This window comes from Methylotenera sp. L2L1 (assembly GCF_000744605.1).
Classification (GTDB): domain Bacteria; phylum Pseudomonadota; class Gammaproteobacteria; order Burkholderiales; family Methylophilaceae; genus Methylotenera.
Genome location: NZ_JQMG01000001.1, coordinates 336425 through 350681, shown reverse-complemented (window position 1 = coordinate 350681; position 14257 = coordinate 336425). Strand labels below are relative to the sequence as shown.

Genomic DNA, 14257 nt, shown 5'->3' with positions numbered 1-14257 from the left:
AAAGAAACCATATTAATGAGTACTCTTAACTTATCCACTATTAATATAGCTGCCAATCCGCCTGATCTGCAGGTGACGGAGGCTGCAGTAGGTATCATACAGCTGGATAATGGTATGGTGCTGCTAGGGGAGCGCCCAGTAGGTAAACCTTGGGAAGGTTATTGGGAGTTTCCAGGTGGTAAAGTTGAGTCGAACGAAACGCCGGCACAAGCATTAAAACGAGAGCTGCAAGAAGAGCTTGGCATTACTATTACCCGCTTTTACCCTTGGGTTACGCGCACTTACGATTATGAAGCCAAATATGATCAGGCTGGCAAACTAGTCACGCCCGCTAAGACGGTGAAGTTACATTTCTTTATCGTAGTTGAGTGGCAAGGTGATCCTGTTGGGTTAGAGGACCAATTGTTGAGTTGGCAAAATCCAGAAAAGTTAACGGTTGGGCCGATGCTGCCAGCGAATACGTCAATTCTCACAGCGCTCAGTTTGTCCACAACTTATGCCATTACCAATTTGAAAGAGATGGGCGAGCCACTGTTTTTTGAGCGCTTAAGAAAAGCATTGGAAAATGGATTGATGATGATACAAGTGCGTGAGCCTCATCTTTCTATGCGGGATTTAATGTTGTTTGCAGAGCACGTGATTGCCCTTGCTAAGCCTTTTGAGGCTAAAGTGTTCATCAATGCGGATGTTTCAATGGCGCAGCAACTCAATGCTTCTGGTGTGCATTTGTCTTCAAGCAAGTTAATGCAACTGAAGATCAAGCCTGAAGGGTTGTTAGTGGGCGCTTCTTGTCATAATGCGGCAGAGTTGGCGCATGCAGAAATGCTAGCGTTAGATTACGTGATGCTGTCCCCCGTCAAATCTACCTTAAGCCATCCTGATGCAACTCCACTTGGCTGGGGTGCTTTTAACCAATTGATTGACGGATTCTCGTTGCCTGTTTTTGCGCTAGGCGGCATGTTGCGGGAAGATTTAGATACGGCTAATTTGTATGGCGCTCATGGTATTGCCATGCAGCGAGATATATGGGGTACGCTATAAAAAGTGGCTAGTGATTATGGTGATGTTCATGATCACCGTGATGTGATTGCTTGTTGTTGTTTTCAGAGCCTTTAACAATTGCTTTTACCTTCTGCTTAAATTCAACACCTTTGTTGTTTTTAAAGGTCATCTCAAAGTCCACTACTTGAGCATCCACTAGTGGTTTTTTTAAGTCAAACATCATGAGGTGGTAGCCACCTGGTTCCAGCTTGTATGGTTTGCCTGCGCTTAATGGAATTGAGTCTAACATGCGCATTTTCATGACATTGTTTTCCATTTTCATGCTGTGTATCTCTACACTTTCAGCCACATCACTTGCAACGCTTATTAGCGTGACGTCATTGCTGCTTGTCATGGTCATATATCCGGCACTAATGTTTTGTCCTGGGTTTGTGGCGCGCACCCAAGGGTTATGGATGGATACAATTTCTTGTGCTGAAACAAGGGTGCTTATCATCATCAGCAAGGGCGCTAAGCTATAGCGTAAAGTGCGATGTAGATGATATGTATATTGTTGTGTCATGGCCATTTTTAACACCAATCATTTGATTATCGTTAAGCGCTTACTGGGTTAACTCATCAGGTAAGTCGTCATCTTTTGCAGCGGCTGGTATTGCATAGTCCTCATTTGCCCATGCGCCTAAATCTATCATTTCACAGCGTTTGCTACAAAAAGGTCTAAAAGTGTTGAGTGCTGAAAACTCCACTAGCTTTTTGCATGTGGGACAAGCGACAAGACGTTTGCTTTGGTTCATGTGTCAGTACTTTGCAGTTGCTTTGCTAATAAATGATTATATCTGAAGATCAGCCTTATATTGGCTCGCTCGGGTAACGCTTATAAATTACAGAGTGTTAACGAGAAGTCGATATCTTCTTCAAATTTTTGTGGTTTTTGGGTGCAGTCTAAGGTGTTGAATCTAATATTAATTGCATATTTATTAGCACTGACCTCAGGGAAGCAGTTGAGGTTGTCTGCTAGATTGATTTTTAGCATTTGCGCAGGTCTGACGCCGCCTAGCATTTGTTGATAAACACCGTTGGTAGCCACCAACTTATTCGTGCTGCCACTGCCGCGCAAAATGCGTAAAATAATGATGATGGCTTGCTGCATCGGAATCAACGGTTTAATCCAAGATTCTAAATCATGCTTACGGCGCTCTGCACCTAAGCCTAGCCAATAGTGGTATGAAGGTACATCAAATTCACAGACGCCACCAGGAATCCCCGCGCGTTGTTTAATGCTCATTAGCCATTCGTTAGCACGTAAAGTTTGGCCAAGTTTCGTGGTTTCAGCGCGTAGCGCATCGGCGGCAACGTTAATATCATCAAGCGTGGCTTCTAGCGCTTCAGCCGAAATAATTGGATTGCCGATTAACATGCGCATGGCCGTTTTTTGGCGATCAAGTTCTTGGAGTAGGTCGACTTTTAGTTCTGCTCTGTCTACAACATCTAAAATCTGTAATAGCGTAAGGAGCGCACAGTGATGTTGAAACTCATGGTCTGCTGCAAGATTGTGTAAAACTTTGGCAAACAAATCCTCTACGCGTAACAGCGTGCGTATGCGTTCATTAAAAGGATAGTCGTAACTAGGCATGTTTTATCATGTGAGCCAAATGCTTTTTCAGGTTAGGCCATTGCATTGAATTTAAAGTTGAACTGGATTATCAAATTTATTTGCTAACTATGCAAGTCTTAATGAGTTTTTTATGGAATTCATTAATTTTCTCTGCTAGCTCGCTGACGGTACCGCTGTTGTCTATGATGACATCGGCGAGATCGCGTCTGTTTTCTCTAGAGGTTTGTGCCAGCATCAATTTTTTTACATCATCGGCAGTGAGGTTGCTACGCCCCATTGCTCGACTGATTTGTAAGGACTCATCACAGTCAATCACTAAGGTTTTATTTAATATCGATTGATATCGATTGCTTTCAAAGAGTAAAGGCACAACCAATAATTGATAGGCGGGATGCAGTTTTTGTTCGTTTTCTTGAAGTGTTTGCAGTGCTTTCTGGTGAATAGCTGGGTGCATCAACTGCTCAAGCTTAACTCTTTCATTCGCATCGCTAAAAATGTGTGTGCGTAGTTTGGTGCGGTTAAGTGTGCCATCGGCATTAAAGAAGTCTGCACCAAAAATACGGTCAACCTCTTTAAGTAAAGGGCTGCCTGCAGCGGCAAGCTCGTGTGCGATCACGTCTGTATCTACGACTGGGACACCTAAGCTGGCAAATTGCTTAGATGCTTCGCTTTTACCTGAACCTATCCCGCCTGTGAGTGCAACTACGTACATTGGCGCTATGTTATGGCAAATAGAATGTGGCAAGTGTCTGGCCAAAAAACAACGCTGCAATCCCGCCTATTGCTAGAAACGGGCCAAATGGCATTGGCACTTCCTTGCCGCGTTGGGTAAATACGATTAAAGCAATACCGATAATTGCGCCTAATGTAGAGGATAGTAAAATAACCGCAGGTAAAAGTTTCCATCCAAACCATGCACCAATCGCTGCTAGTAGTTTGAAGTCACCATAGCCCATGCCTTCTTTGCCTCTAATAATCTTAAATAGCCAATACACAGACCATAAAACAAGATATCCAGCCATTGCGCCAATCACTGCTGATTTTAAATCGGTGAAGCCAAAGTTTAAATTAAACAATAGCCCAAGCCATAGCAGCGGCAGTGTAATGTCGTCTGGTAGCAGTTGTGTATCAAAGTCGATAAAAGTCAGTGCAATAAGTGCAAATGCAAAGACCCATGCCATGAGTGTAGTGCCAGAATAGCCAAATTTCCAACTGATTAGCCCAATTAGAGTGGCGGTAAGCGCTTCAATCAGCGGGTATCTCATGCTGATGGATGCTTTGCATCCCTTACAGCGCCCTTTAAGGGCTAGATAACTAATAATTGGAATATTTTCCCATGCCGATATTTTATGACCACAGTGTGGGCAGGTTGAGCGTGGCTTAGACAGGCTGTATTGGATGTTAGTTGGAATTTCTTTTCCCTGAAGTTCTAGACAGTTGTTATGCCACTCCTGCTCCATCATTTTAGGAAGTCTGTAGATTACTACATTTAAGAAGCTGCCTACCATGAGGCCGAGTAAAGTGGATAGTGCGATAAATAAGGTGTTGTTTTGTTGAAGGATATTCGATAACTCATTCAATGCAGACGGCATGGTGATCCTTTGGTCAGAACTTATTGTTAATGTCGCTTTAAGATAAAACTATAACGTGCCGTTAAGTAACTGTAAACTTAATGCCATATTCTAACGTTAAGTGTTTATGATTGCCGCGAATTTAGTTTGCGTCTTTGGTCTTGAAATTTTGATATAGAGCCGCAAATATAGATTAGGTAATTGAGATTATAATAGAGTAGTAACTTGTATTAAGGACACAATATGACAGACATTAACCATCAACAAAGTGCAACAGAGCTTGCTCTGACTGAAGCTATTCACCCTGAGTGGGATGAGCCTATTATTTGCCGTGTTGAGGTTGACTTGCCAAGCTGGTTGTCACAATTGGCGGGTGGCAAAGATTGGGAGGTCTACTCTGAGGCAGAGGAGGAAAACTGCATCAGTTTTGCAATGCGTGAGATTGCAGTGAAAGCCCCAAAACTAGCAGAGGTAACTTTGTATCACAATGGGTACGCAGTCGTTGATGTTGAAGGTCAATCTTTGTTTGATGGCTCTTTGACTGCTGGCACAAGTGACTGTGCGCATTTGACTTATTACCATGCAGACAGCGGTGAGAAAATCATCTTAAATTAACCTGTTTCCAATTTAAGGTTAATTTACAGGCGTGGTTAAAAGTTTCTTTTTACCGCAAAATCTGCAAGTTCGATTAATGCCTGTTTGAAATTAGAATCGGAGAAGTGGGCAATCGCTGCGCAGCATTGTGCTGACTCAGCTTCTGCCATTTTTCTCACGTGGTCTAGTGCGCCTGAGTTTTTTACGATTTCAATCACTTGCGGCAAATGCTCCAGCCCCCCTTGTTCAATGGCATTGCGGATTAATGCGCTTTGCTCTGCATTGCTATTGCGCATTGCGAATAACAGCGGAAGGGTAGGTTTCCCCTCGGCAAGGTCGTCACCTAGGTTCTTGCCAATATCTTCGCTGTTGCCGCTTAAATCCAGAATATCGTCGATTAGCTGAAAAGCCGTGCCCAAGTGCATGCCATAAGCGGTAAGTGCAGCTTCGTCTTTTTCGCTAGCCTGGCTGATAATTGCGCCCAATCTTGTTGCAGCCTCAAAAAGCTTGGCGGTTTTGTAATGAATCACTTGCAAGTAAGCTTCGTCGGAAATGTCAGCGTTATTAACGTTAAGCAGTTGCAGCACTTCACCTTCAGCAATCACGTTAGTTGCATTGCTCAACACCTCCATAACGCGCATGTTTTGTACTGAAACCATCATTTGAAATGCGCGGGAGTAAACAAAGTCACCTACCAGTACGCTTGCTGCATTCCCAAATAATGCGTTAGCGGTGCTTTGGCCTCTGCGCTTTGAGGACTCGTCAACGACATCGTCATGCAGTAGTGTGGCTGTGTGAATGAACTCTACAACAGCGGCTAATTGATGGTGATGAGCTTGGATTTCTCCAAACAGTCCCGCAGATAGCAGTACCAGCATCGGGCGCAGTCTTTTTCCACCGCTATTAATAATATACTCGGCTACTTGGTTAACCAAGGTAACTTCTGAATGTAGTGATTGGCGGATAGCCTTGTCCACCATGCGCATGTCGTTGTCTATGCAAGATTGAATGATGCTTGGAGTCACATTAATATAACCTATAAAATGAAAGGTGATTTTATCACAGCCTATTTAAATCCAAGATTTTCAATGACATGGTTTTTTAGACTTATTCATCATATATAATAGTATCTTTGGTTTTTAAACCGTTGATGACTTTATCCAGTTAAAGCTGCTAAGGTTAGCGCTGACGCAAGTCGAGCTTTGTCAGAGTTTGATAATGCTTTCGGTTGGAACGCGGCCAAATATGTAGGTGCGCATTGCTAATTAGGTACGAATAAGTTGACGACAATTTTCCTTGAAAAATTTAATCTAACATTTTTGTTAATTTGCTTAGATTAAGGTTTGCTTTACAGGATAAATTGCGTATAATGCGCGATTCTTTTGAAGTATGAGTTAAAGGCATAATCATGTATGCAGTAATCAAAACTGGTGGTAAACAATATCGCGTAGTTCAAGGCGAAAGATTAAAAGTTGAGAAGCTAGAAGTTGAAGTTGGCGGCACAGTTACGCTAGATCAAATTCTTATGGTTTCTGACGGTGATAACACAACAATTGGTTCGCCAATTATTAAAGGTGCTACTGTTAAAGCAACGGTTGTTTCACACGGCCGTGGCGACAAAGTAATGATTTTTAAATTCCGCCGTCGTAAGCACTACCGTAAAACACAAGGCCATCGCCAAAGTTATACGGAAATTAAAATTGAAGCAATCGCTGCTAAATAAGCAGTTATCGTTAAGTTAAGGATTAAATCATGGCACACAAAAAAGCAGGCGGTAGTTCACGTAACGGTCGCGACTCACAAGCCCAACGTCTAGGCGTTAAAGCATTCGGTGAGCAATTTGTTTCAGCTGGTAGCATTATCGTGCGTCAACGTGGTACTAGAATGCACGCTGGTGAAAACGTAGGTATGGGTAAAGATCATACTTTGTACGCTAAAGCAGACGGTAAGGTGAGCTTTACAATTAAAGGCGCATTAAAACGTAAAACTGTGAATATTATTCCAGCTTAGTTTTTTGCGATAATTTAAGAAGCCCTGTCGTTTGATAGGGCTTTTTTATTTGGTTCGCGCTGGCAGAATGTTTTATCAATTCGTGCGTTCTTGCTAGTTTTATGTTGGGTAAAGGTTTTTGGCTGATTAGTGATGTAGTTTAGATTACTTTTCATAAAAATCCCCTACAAAACAGAATCCTGCGCGATAATTACATGAACTGATAAGACACTCTAGGTATTATGAAATTTATTGACGAAGCAACTATTAAAATTTATGCGGGCGACGGCGGTAACGGCGTAGCTACGTTTCGTCGTGAAAAATACGAGCCAATGGGTGGGCCAAGTGGCGGTGACGGCGGTCGTGGTGGTTCTATCATTATTGAAGCCGATCGTAATATTAATACCTTAGTAGATTATCGCTACACGCGTAGCTTTAGGGCGCAACGCGGAGAAAATGGTCGTAGTGCTGAGTGTTATGGCGCTAAAGGCGAAGACATGATTTTGCGTGTTCCAGTTGGTACCGTGATTTCAGATAAGTCTAGCGAGCAAATGTTAGTGGATTTAAGTGAGCATGGGCAACGTGCACAAATGGCCACAGGCGGTAAAGGTGGCTTAGGTAATGTGCATTTTAAATCTAGTTTAAATCGCGCACCACGTCAGTGTACCAAAGGTGATCCAGGTGAGGAGTTTGAGCTTTATTTAGAGCTTAAAGTGCTGGCTGACGTAGGGTTGCTAGGGATGCCTAATGCGGGTAAATCCACATTTATTCGATCCGTTTCAGCGGCTAAACCTAAAGTTGCCGATTATCCATTTACAACATTGCACCCTAATTTAGGTGTGGTGCGTGTGGATGCCGAGCGCAGTTTCGTGATTGCAGATATTCCAGGAATTATTGAGGGTGCGGCAGAGGGTGCTGGTTTAGGCCATCAGTTCTTACGTCATTTGCAGCGCACCTCATTGTTGCTGCACCTGGTTGATATCGCTCCGTTCGATGAGGCTGTGGATCCTGTGTATGAAGCGAAAGCGATTGTAGAGGAGCTCAGGAAATATGATGAGGCGCTTTACAATAAGCCACGCTGGCTGGTTTTGAATAAGATTGATATGTTGCCGGAATCTAAACAAATCGTTGAAGATTTTGTGAAGGCTTATGGATGGGATGGCCGTGTATTTGCTATTTCTGCAATCAGTGGGATTGGTTGCAAGGAGCTTACCTACGCCATCATGCAGCATATCGAAGACAATAAGCAACATGATGAAGAGGTGATTGTGCCTAATCGTGATGTTGCAGCAAGTGTTAGTGAAGATAAAGAAGCTGGGAATGAAGTCGCCTGAATTTAACTCTCTAGTATCTGATGCAAAAGTCATTGTTGTGAAGGTGGGCTCTAGCCTAGTCACCAACAATGGTAATGGTTTAGATCATATTGCTATTGCAGAGTGGGCCTCACAAATAGCGACGCTGGTGCAACAGGGTAAGCAAGTGGTGTTGGTTTCAAGCGGTGCAGTGGCTGAGGGTATGCAAAGACTGGGTTGGAAAAAGCGCCCAGTCGCGGTGAATGAGCTGCAAGCGGCTGCGGCGGTCGGGCAAATGGGTCTGGTGCAAATGTATGAGCGCTGCTTTAGTCAACATCAGTTACATACTGCGCAGGTTCTGCTCACACATGATGATTTGGCCGATAGAAAGCGCTATCTGAATGCAAGAACCACATTGCGCACTTTGCTGGATTTAAAAGTTATTCCAATTATTAATGAGAATGACACCGTGGTAACGGATGAGATTAAGTTCGGTGACAACGATACTTTAGGGTCGTTAGTGGCCAACTTGATTGAGGCTGATACTCTGGTGATTTTGACGGATCAGCAAGGCTTGTATTCGGCTGACCCACGCAAAGATCCTGATGCTCAATTTGTGCAGCGTGCAACTGCTGGCGATTTAGCGTTAGAGCAGATGGCTGGCGGTGCAGGTAGCAGCGTAGGCACTGGTGGCATGCTGACTAAAATTTTGGCTGCAAAGCGTGCTGCACGTAGCGGAGCGCATACGGTAATTGCTTCTGGTCGCGAACACAATGTACTAGTGCGACTCAGTGCTGGTGAGGTAATTGGTACCCACCTTGAAGCTACCCAAATGAAAATAGCGGCGCGTAAGCAGTGGCTTGCGGACCATTTACGGACCACGGGTAAAGTGGTGTTGGATGCTGGTGCTGTGCGTGTGCTGGTGGCTGAGGGTAAAAGCTTATTGCCAATCGGCGTGACGGCTGTAGAAGGCTATTTTGAGCGCGGGGATGTTGTTGCCTGCGTTGATGCTGATGGTAATGAAGTTGCTCGTGGGTTAGTGAACTATTCTGCGAGTGAAACGGCTAGGGTGATGCGCAAGCCTAGCCAGCAGATAGAATCAATATTAGGGTATGTGGACGAATCTGAGTTGATTCATCGCGATAATCTGGTATTGCTAAGACAGGCTGAGGCAGTTGTAAAATAAATCGTAAGTTTTCATTGAGACTTTTAGTTTTAATTCAGATTACATAAAGGAATGCATGTGGCAAATAATCAACCATTGGTAGCCATTATTATGGGCTCAGACAGTGACTGGCCGGTAATGAGAAATGCAGCACAAATGCTTGCTGATTTTGGTGTGGCTTATGAAGCGAAAGTGGTTTCTGCGCATCGTACGCCTGACTTGATGTTTGAATTTGCGGAAACTGCGGCAAACAAAGGTATTCAAGTGATTATTGCTGGCGCTGGTGGCGCTGCCCATTTACCTGGGATGGTCGCTGCTAAAACAACTTTGCCTGTATTGGGTGTGCCGGTGCCATCTAAGCATTTGCAAGGCCAAGATTCATTGTTATCGATAGTGCAGATGCCAAAAGGTATTCCAGTAGCGACTTTTGCTATTGGTGATGCCGGTGCTGCTAATGCGGGTTTATTTGCCGTTTCAATACTGGCGAATCAAGATGTTGCGCTGGCTAATAAACTGACGGAATTTCGTACTAAACAAACAGAAAAAGTATTTAACATGGAGTTAAGCGACAAACCATGAGTCAACCTTCTATGATTCTTCCACCAGCGATGCTGGGTATGTTGGGTGGCGGTCAATTGGGCCGTTTTTTTGTGATTGCAGCCCATGAAATGGGTTATAAAGTCACTGTATTAGACCCAGATGAAAATAGCCCTGCTGGCCAAATTGCTGATGTGCATATTTGCGCTAAATATGATGATGAAGCCGCATTAGCGCAAATTGCGGAGACTTGCCAAGCGATTACAACCGAGTTTGAGAATGTTCCTGCTGCCACATTGAGTACGTTGGCGCAGTCTGTGCCTGTGCGCCCATCTGCTGAAGCGGTGGCGATTGCACAGCATCGTGTGAGTGAGAAGAATTTTATTAAAAATGCAGGGTTGCCTGTTGCACCTTATGTTGTTGTTAATGCTGAGTCAGACTTGCCAGCGGATGACAGTGAAATTTATCCAGCGATTCTTAAGGTGGCAAGATTTGGTTACGATGGTAAAGGCCAAGCGCGTGTTGCTAACTTGAGCGAAGCTAAAGCAGCGTTTTCAGCATTCTCGCAAGAGGAGTGCGTGTTAGAGAAAATGCTGAAATTGGATTATGAGGTTTCTGTCGTGCTCGCACGTGATGTGAATGGGCATGTTGCCACTTTCCCTACCGCAGAAAATAGTCATTTGAATGGTATCTTGGATATATCCATTGTGCCAGCGCGTGGTAGTGATGCTGTGAATCATCAGGCACAAAAGCTTGCCATTAGCGTTGCTGAGAAGTTAGAGTACACCGGTGTTCTAGGTGTGGAGTTTTTTGTGTGTGATGGTGAGTTGCTTGTTAATGAAATTGCACCTAGACCTCATAACTCAGGCCACTATACGCTTGATGCTTGCATCACTAATCAGTTTGAACAGCAAGTGCGTGTAATGGCAGGTCTTCCTTTAGGTAGCAGCCGTCAGCACAGTCCTGCTGTGATGGTGAATTTATTAGGCGATATCTGGCCTGATGCTAAAGCGGCGCCGGATTGGCAATTAGCTTTTGGTGTGCCTACGCTGAAGATGCACCTGTATGGTAAGAATGAGGCGCGTGCGGGTAGAAAAATGGGACACTTTACTGTGTTGAATACAAGCCGAGATGAGGCGATTAAATTGGCGCTGCAAGTGCGATCAGAGTTAAATATCGGCAGCTAAAACCTATTTAATAACTGTTGCGATGAATGGCATTGATTATTTTGATATCAATGCCATTTTTTTGCGTGCCGTTTTTTAATTAATATTTTAATTAACGATAAAAACGATGATTGATATTTCTGTAGCTAGGTCTGCTAGGCGTGATTGTCAGGTTGTATCGCAGGTGATGCGACATTTGAATTGTGATTAGACATTAAGTCTAAGTCTTGCCAGCACCACTTGTTGGTAAAAATAGTGTTGATCTGAATAAGCAATAAAAAAGCCGAACAAATGTTCGGCTTTTTTATTGCTTTAATAACGACTTAAGTGAATGAACACTTAAGAGGTTAATTATGCCATCGCTTTAATCGCAGCGTTTAAGCGGCTTTTATGACGTGAGGCTTTGTTTTTGTGAATGATGTTTTTGTCCGCAATGCGGTCAATAACACTTACATTCTCTGAGTACGCAGCAGTAGCTGCAGCTTTATCGCCAGCTTCTACAGCTTTAATGATTTTTTTAATTGCTGTGCGCAAAGTAGAACGCAAGCTTGCATTGTGAGCACGTTGCTTAACTGCTTGACGAGCACGTTTTCTTGCTTGTGCGGTATTTGCCATCTGTTTTTCCTAAAAAGCTATTCAAAATTCGAAGCCCATAATCATAGCTATTTTATAAATATATTGCAAGTTAAAATAATGCAAATATGTTTGTAAATAATACCTAGTGACTATTGGCGTGTTAAAATTACGCAATATGTTGTTAATACTAAACTTTTCACCACTACATTATAACGATAAAGCATGAATTTACTCAACGCGCTGGCTAAAGTCGGCAGCATGACTTTTGTTTCGCGTATTTTAGGATTCGTCCGCGATACGCTAATTGCACGCGTATTTGGTGCTGGTATGTTGAGTGACGCTTTTATTGTTGCTTTTAAAATCCCGAATCTATTGCGCAGAATATCAGCTGAGGGAGCATTTAGCCAAGCATTTGTGCCTATCTTATCTGAATATAAAAGTCAGCGCGGGTTTGATGAAACACATCGCCTTATTAATCGGGTTGCCACTTGGTTAGGGTTGATTTTAGTTGTGGTCACGATACTTGGGATGTTAGCTGCACCGTGGATTGTCAGTTTGGTAGCGCCTGGTTTTAGAGGTGATGCGGTGAAAATGCAACTGACGATAGAGTTGTTGCGCATTACGTTTCCGTATATTTTCTTTATATCGCTAGTGTCTATGGCTGGCGGTGTACTTAATACCTACAATAAATTTGGTATTCCAGCGTTTACCCCAGTATGGCTAAACGTTTCTATGATTGTTGCCATACTGTTCTTTGCGCCGTATTTTGACGAGCCGATTAAAGTGTTAGCGTGGGCTGTATTTATTGGCGGAGGTTTGCAGTTGGCGTTTCAAATCCCGTTTTTAAGACAGATAGGGCTGTTGCCTAGGTTTGACTTTAAGCCAGATGACGAGGGCGTGTGGCGCATACTCAAGTTAATGGGGCCGGCTGTGCTGGGTGTGTCTGTGGCGCAGATATCGCTTATTCTTAACACGATCTTCGCTTCATTTTTAGATACTGGTAGCGTTAGTTGGCTTTATTACGCAGACCGCCTGATGGAGTTTCCGACAGGTGTGCTTGGTGTTGCGCTAGGCACCATATTGTTACCTAGCTTATCTAAAGCTTATGCCGGCAAAGATGATGGCGAGTACTCGCAATTGCTGGATTGGGGATTAAGGCTAACTTTTATTTTAGCGGCACCTGCTGCGGTCGCGTTAGCCGTGTTGGCAACTCCGTTGGTCGCGACCTTATTTAATTACGGTAAGTTTACGCCGCATGATGTTTTAATGACTCAACAAGCCTTGATTGCCTATAGCGTAGGCTTGTTAGGTTTGATTTTGGTTAAAATTCTGGCGCCAGGTTTTTATGCGCGACAAAATATTAAAACCCCAGTGAAGATTGCAGTGTTTACCCTAGTGATGACACAGGTGATGAATCTGTTTTTTGTTTTTGTGCTGAATTTGCAGCATGTTGGGTTAGCGTTGGCAATCGGTGTAGGTGCTTGTCTTAATGCAGCCCTGTTATATCATCACTTACGTAAAGCACAGATATTTCATCCGCAATCAGGTTGGTTGCTATTCATGTTTAAATTGTTGATTGCATTAAGTGTCATGGGCGCCGTGTTGTTTTTTGCGATGGGTGATACGGCTTTGTGGCTAAATTTTGGTTTGATGCAGCGCTTAAGTTATTTGAGTGGTTTAGTGGTGTTAGGAGCAGCGAGCTATTTTTCAATGCTATTGTTACTGGGTTTTAGGCCCAGAGACTATATACGCAGGGTGAGTCGATAGATGCAGGTTTTTAGACATGTACCAGTAACGCTGCAACAACCATGTGCGTTAGCAATTGGTAACTTTGACGGCATGCATTTGGGGCATCAAGCGCTATTGGCTCAACTCAAGCAGTCTGCTGAAACGTTTAACTTAGAAGCTGCGGTGATGACATTTGAACCTCATCCGCGTGAATTTTTTGCCCCGGAACTTGCGCCGGCAAGACTTTGTTCTTTGCGGGAAAAATTGGAGTATTTTGCACAGGCTGATGTCGAGCGTGTATATGTATGTAGATTTGATCAGCGTTTTGCAAAAGTGACTGCCGAAGTATTTATGCGCGATATATTACGCGATTCAATTAATGCACAAGCGGTTTTAGTAGGTGAAGATTTTCGTTTTGGTGCAAAGCGTGCTGGTTCTGTGAGTGATTTTATTGCAGAAGGCTTTAACCTTGTGAGTTTGCCGCAAGTGAGTTTAGCCGATGTTAGGGTGTCGAGTACACGGGTGCGCTCTGCATTGGCGGATGGTCGCTTGGATGAGGCAGCACAGCTCTTAGGCAGGAGCTATAGCATTAGTGGTAAGGTTGTGCACGGCGCAAAGCGTGGTAGGCAGCTTGGCTTTCCTACGGCGAATGTGCATATGCGCCATGAGCGACCTGCGTTAAAAGGGGTGTATGCAGTAAAATTAGATGGCTTGAATGCGGTTGCGAATTTAGGGGTGCGCCCAACCATTGCTGGAGTATCTAAGCTGTCGCTGGAAGTGCATGTGCTTGATTTAGATGGCGATTTTTATGGTAAACACGTACATGTAGAGTTTTTACATAAAATACGTGATGAAATGAAGTTTGAAAGTTTGGATGCGTTGAAAGCGCAAATTGCAAATGATGTAAAATTGGCAAGAAATTTTTTTGGAGCTGTTATTCCAGCTTCGCGGTAAATGTAACCAGTCGCTGTTAGCTTGTTAAGCCAATAGTGAATCGCTGGGTCGGCCGAAATAATGAAAAT

General features: G+C 43.6%; 18 protein-coding genes. 10 read left to right on the top strand and 8 right to left on the bottom strand.

Annotated elements, in window-relative coordinates; all coding sequences use genetic code 11:
* Nucleotides 1–15: 15 nt before the first annotated feature.
* Nucleotides 16–1041, top strand: coding sequence for a Nudix family hydrolase (locus FG24_RS01675; protein ID WP_081880917.1), 1026 nt, complete (start codon nt 16–18; stop codon nt 1039–1041).
* Nucleotides 1042–1048: 7 nt separating this feature from the next.
* Here the strand turns inward: FG24_RS01675 and FG24_RS01670 are convergent, their stop codons facing one another.
* From FG24_RS01670 to FG24_RS01650, 5 genes are all read right to left on the bottom strand, one after another.
* Entirely contained in the window at nt 1049–1564 is a 516-nt protein-coding gene (locus FG24_RS01670; protein ID WP_036303829.1) for a copper chaperone PCu(A)C, read from the bottom strand.
* Nucleotides 1565–1604: 40 nt separating this feature from the next.
* The gene (gene yacG / locus FG24_RS01665; protein WP_036300297.1) at nt 1605–1796 is read right to left on the bottom strand and encodes a DNA gyrase inhibitor YacG; all 192 of its coding nucleotides are present in this window, start codon (nt 1794–1796) and stop codon (nt 1605–1607) included.
* Between the two features lie 80 nt (nt 1797–1876).
* Complete coding sequence (gene zapD, locus FG24_RS01660) at nt 1877–2635, bottom strand: cell division protein ZapD (protein WP_036300294.1); 759 nt, start codon at nt 2633–2635, stop codon at nt 1877–1879.
* 76 nt (nt 2636–2711) lie between these two features.
* Nucleotides 2712–3329: a dephospho-CoA kinase gene (gene coaE, locus FG24_RS01655; RefSeq protein WP_036300291.1), complete on the bottom strand. Its 618-nt coding sequence runs from the start codon at nt 3327–3329 to the stop codon at nt 2712–2714.
* Nucleotides 3330–3339: 10 nt separating this feature from the next.
* Nucleotides 3340–4209: a prepilin peptidase gene (locus tag FG24_RS01650; protein WP_036300289.1), complete on the bottom strand. Its 870-nt coding sequence runs from the start codon at nt 4207–4209 to the stop codon at nt 3340–3342.
* Between the two features lie 222 nt (nt 4210–4431).
* On the opposite strand from FG24_RS01650, the gene FG24_RS01645 reads away from it, so the two are divergent.
* Nucleotides 4432–4803, top strand: coding sequence for a hypothetical protein (locus FG24_RS01645; protein WP_036300287.1), 372 nt, complete (start codon nt 4432–4434; stop codon nt 4801–4803).
* A 35-nt stretch (nt 4804–4838) separates the two neighbouring features.
* On the opposite strand, the gene ispB is transcribed toward FG24_RS01645, so the two are convergent.
* On the bottom strand, nt 4839–5807 hold the full coding sequence (gene ispB / locus FG24_RS01640; RefSeq protein WP_036300284.1) for an octaprenyl diphosphate synthase: 969 nt from the start codon (nt 5805–5807) through the stop codon (nt 4839–4841).
* A gap of 383 nt (nt 5808–6190) precedes the next feature.
* Here ispB and rplU point away from each other — a divergent pair, with 383 nt between their 5' ends.
* Nucleotides 6191–6505, top strand: a complete 315-nt coding sequence (gene rplU / locus FG24_RS01635) for a 50S ribosomal protein L21 (RefSeq protein WP_015831468.1) — start codon at nt 6191–6193, stop codon at nt 6503–6505.
* Between the two features lie 29 nt (nt 6506–6534).
* Complete coding sequence (gene rpmA, locus FG24_RS01630; RefSeq protein ID WP_015831469.1) at nt 6535–6792, top strand: 50S ribosomal protein L27; 258 nt, start codon at nt 6535–6537, stop codon at nt 6790–6792.
* A gap of 14 nt (nt 6793–6806) precedes the next feature.
* Here rpmA and FG24_RS12705 read toward each other — a convergent pair whose 3' ends face one another.
* On the bottom strand, nt 6807–6947 hold the full coding sequence (locus tag FG24_RS12705) for a hypothetical protein (protein WP_160172170.1): 141 nt from the start codon (nt 6945–6947) through the stop codon (nt 6807–6809).
* 66 nt (nt 6948–7013) lie between these two features.
* Here FG24_RS12705 and cgtA point away from each other — a divergent pair, with 66 nt between their 5' ends.
* The 4 genes from cgtA to FG24_RS01610 are packed head-to-tail and all read left to right on the top strand — an operon-like array spanning nt 7014 to nt 10952.
* Complete coding sequence (gene cgtA / locus FG24_RS01625) at nt 7014–8105, top strand: Obg family GTPase CgtA (RefSeq protein WP_036300281.1); 1092 nt, start codon at nt 7014–7016, stop codon at nt 8103–8105.
* Complete coding sequence (gene proB, locus FG24_RS01620; RefSeq protein WP_036300279.1) at nt 8092–9249, top strand: glutamate 5-kinase; 1158 nt, start codon at nt 8092–8094, stop codon at nt 9247–9249. The genes cgtA and proB overlap by 14 nt, the downstream gene beginning before the upstream one ends.
* 51 nt (nt 9250–9300) lie before the next feature.
* Nucleotides 9301–9807, top strand: coding sequence for a 5-(carboxyamino)imidazole ribonucleotide mutase (purE, locus tag FG24_RS01615; protein WP_036300276.1), 507 nt, complete (start codon nt 9301–9303; stop codon nt 9805–9807).
* Nucleotides 9804–10952, top strand: coding sequence for a 5-(carboxyamino)imidazole ribonucleotide synthase (locus FG24_RS01610; RefSeq protein ID WP_036300274.1), 1149 nt, complete (start codon nt 9804–9806; stop codon nt 10950–10952). Before purE ends, FG24_RS01610 begins: the two co-directional genes overlap by 4 nt.
* Before the next feature lie 330 nt (nt 10953–11282).
* On the opposite strand, the gene rpsT is transcribed toward FG24_RS01610, so the two are convergent.
* The gene (rpsT, locus tag FG24_RS01605; protein ID WP_015831476.1) at nt 11283–11546 is read right to left on the bottom strand and encodes a 30S ribosomal protein S20; all 264 of its coding nucleotides are present in this window, start codon (nt 11544–11546) and stop codon (nt 11283–11285) included.
* A gap of 183 nt (nt 11547–11729) precedes the next feature.
* Here rpsT and murJ point away from each other — a divergent pair, with 183 nt between their 5' ends.
* Both murJ and FG24_RS01595 read left to right on the top strand, forming a co-directional pair.
* Nucleotides 11730–13274 (top strand): murein biosynthesis integral membrane protein MurJ, encoded by a 1545-nt coding sequence (gene murJ / locus FG24_RS01600; RefSeq protein WP_036300270.1) that lies wholly within the window; start codon nt 11730–11732, stop codon nt 13272–13274.
* Nucleotides 13275–14189, top strand: a complete 915-nt coding sequence (locus FG24_RS01595; RefSeq protein WP_036300268.1) for a bifunctional riboflavin kinase/FAD synthetase — start codon at nt 13275–13277, stop codon at nt 14187–14189.
* Nucleotides 14190–14257: the final 68 nt, after the last annotated feature.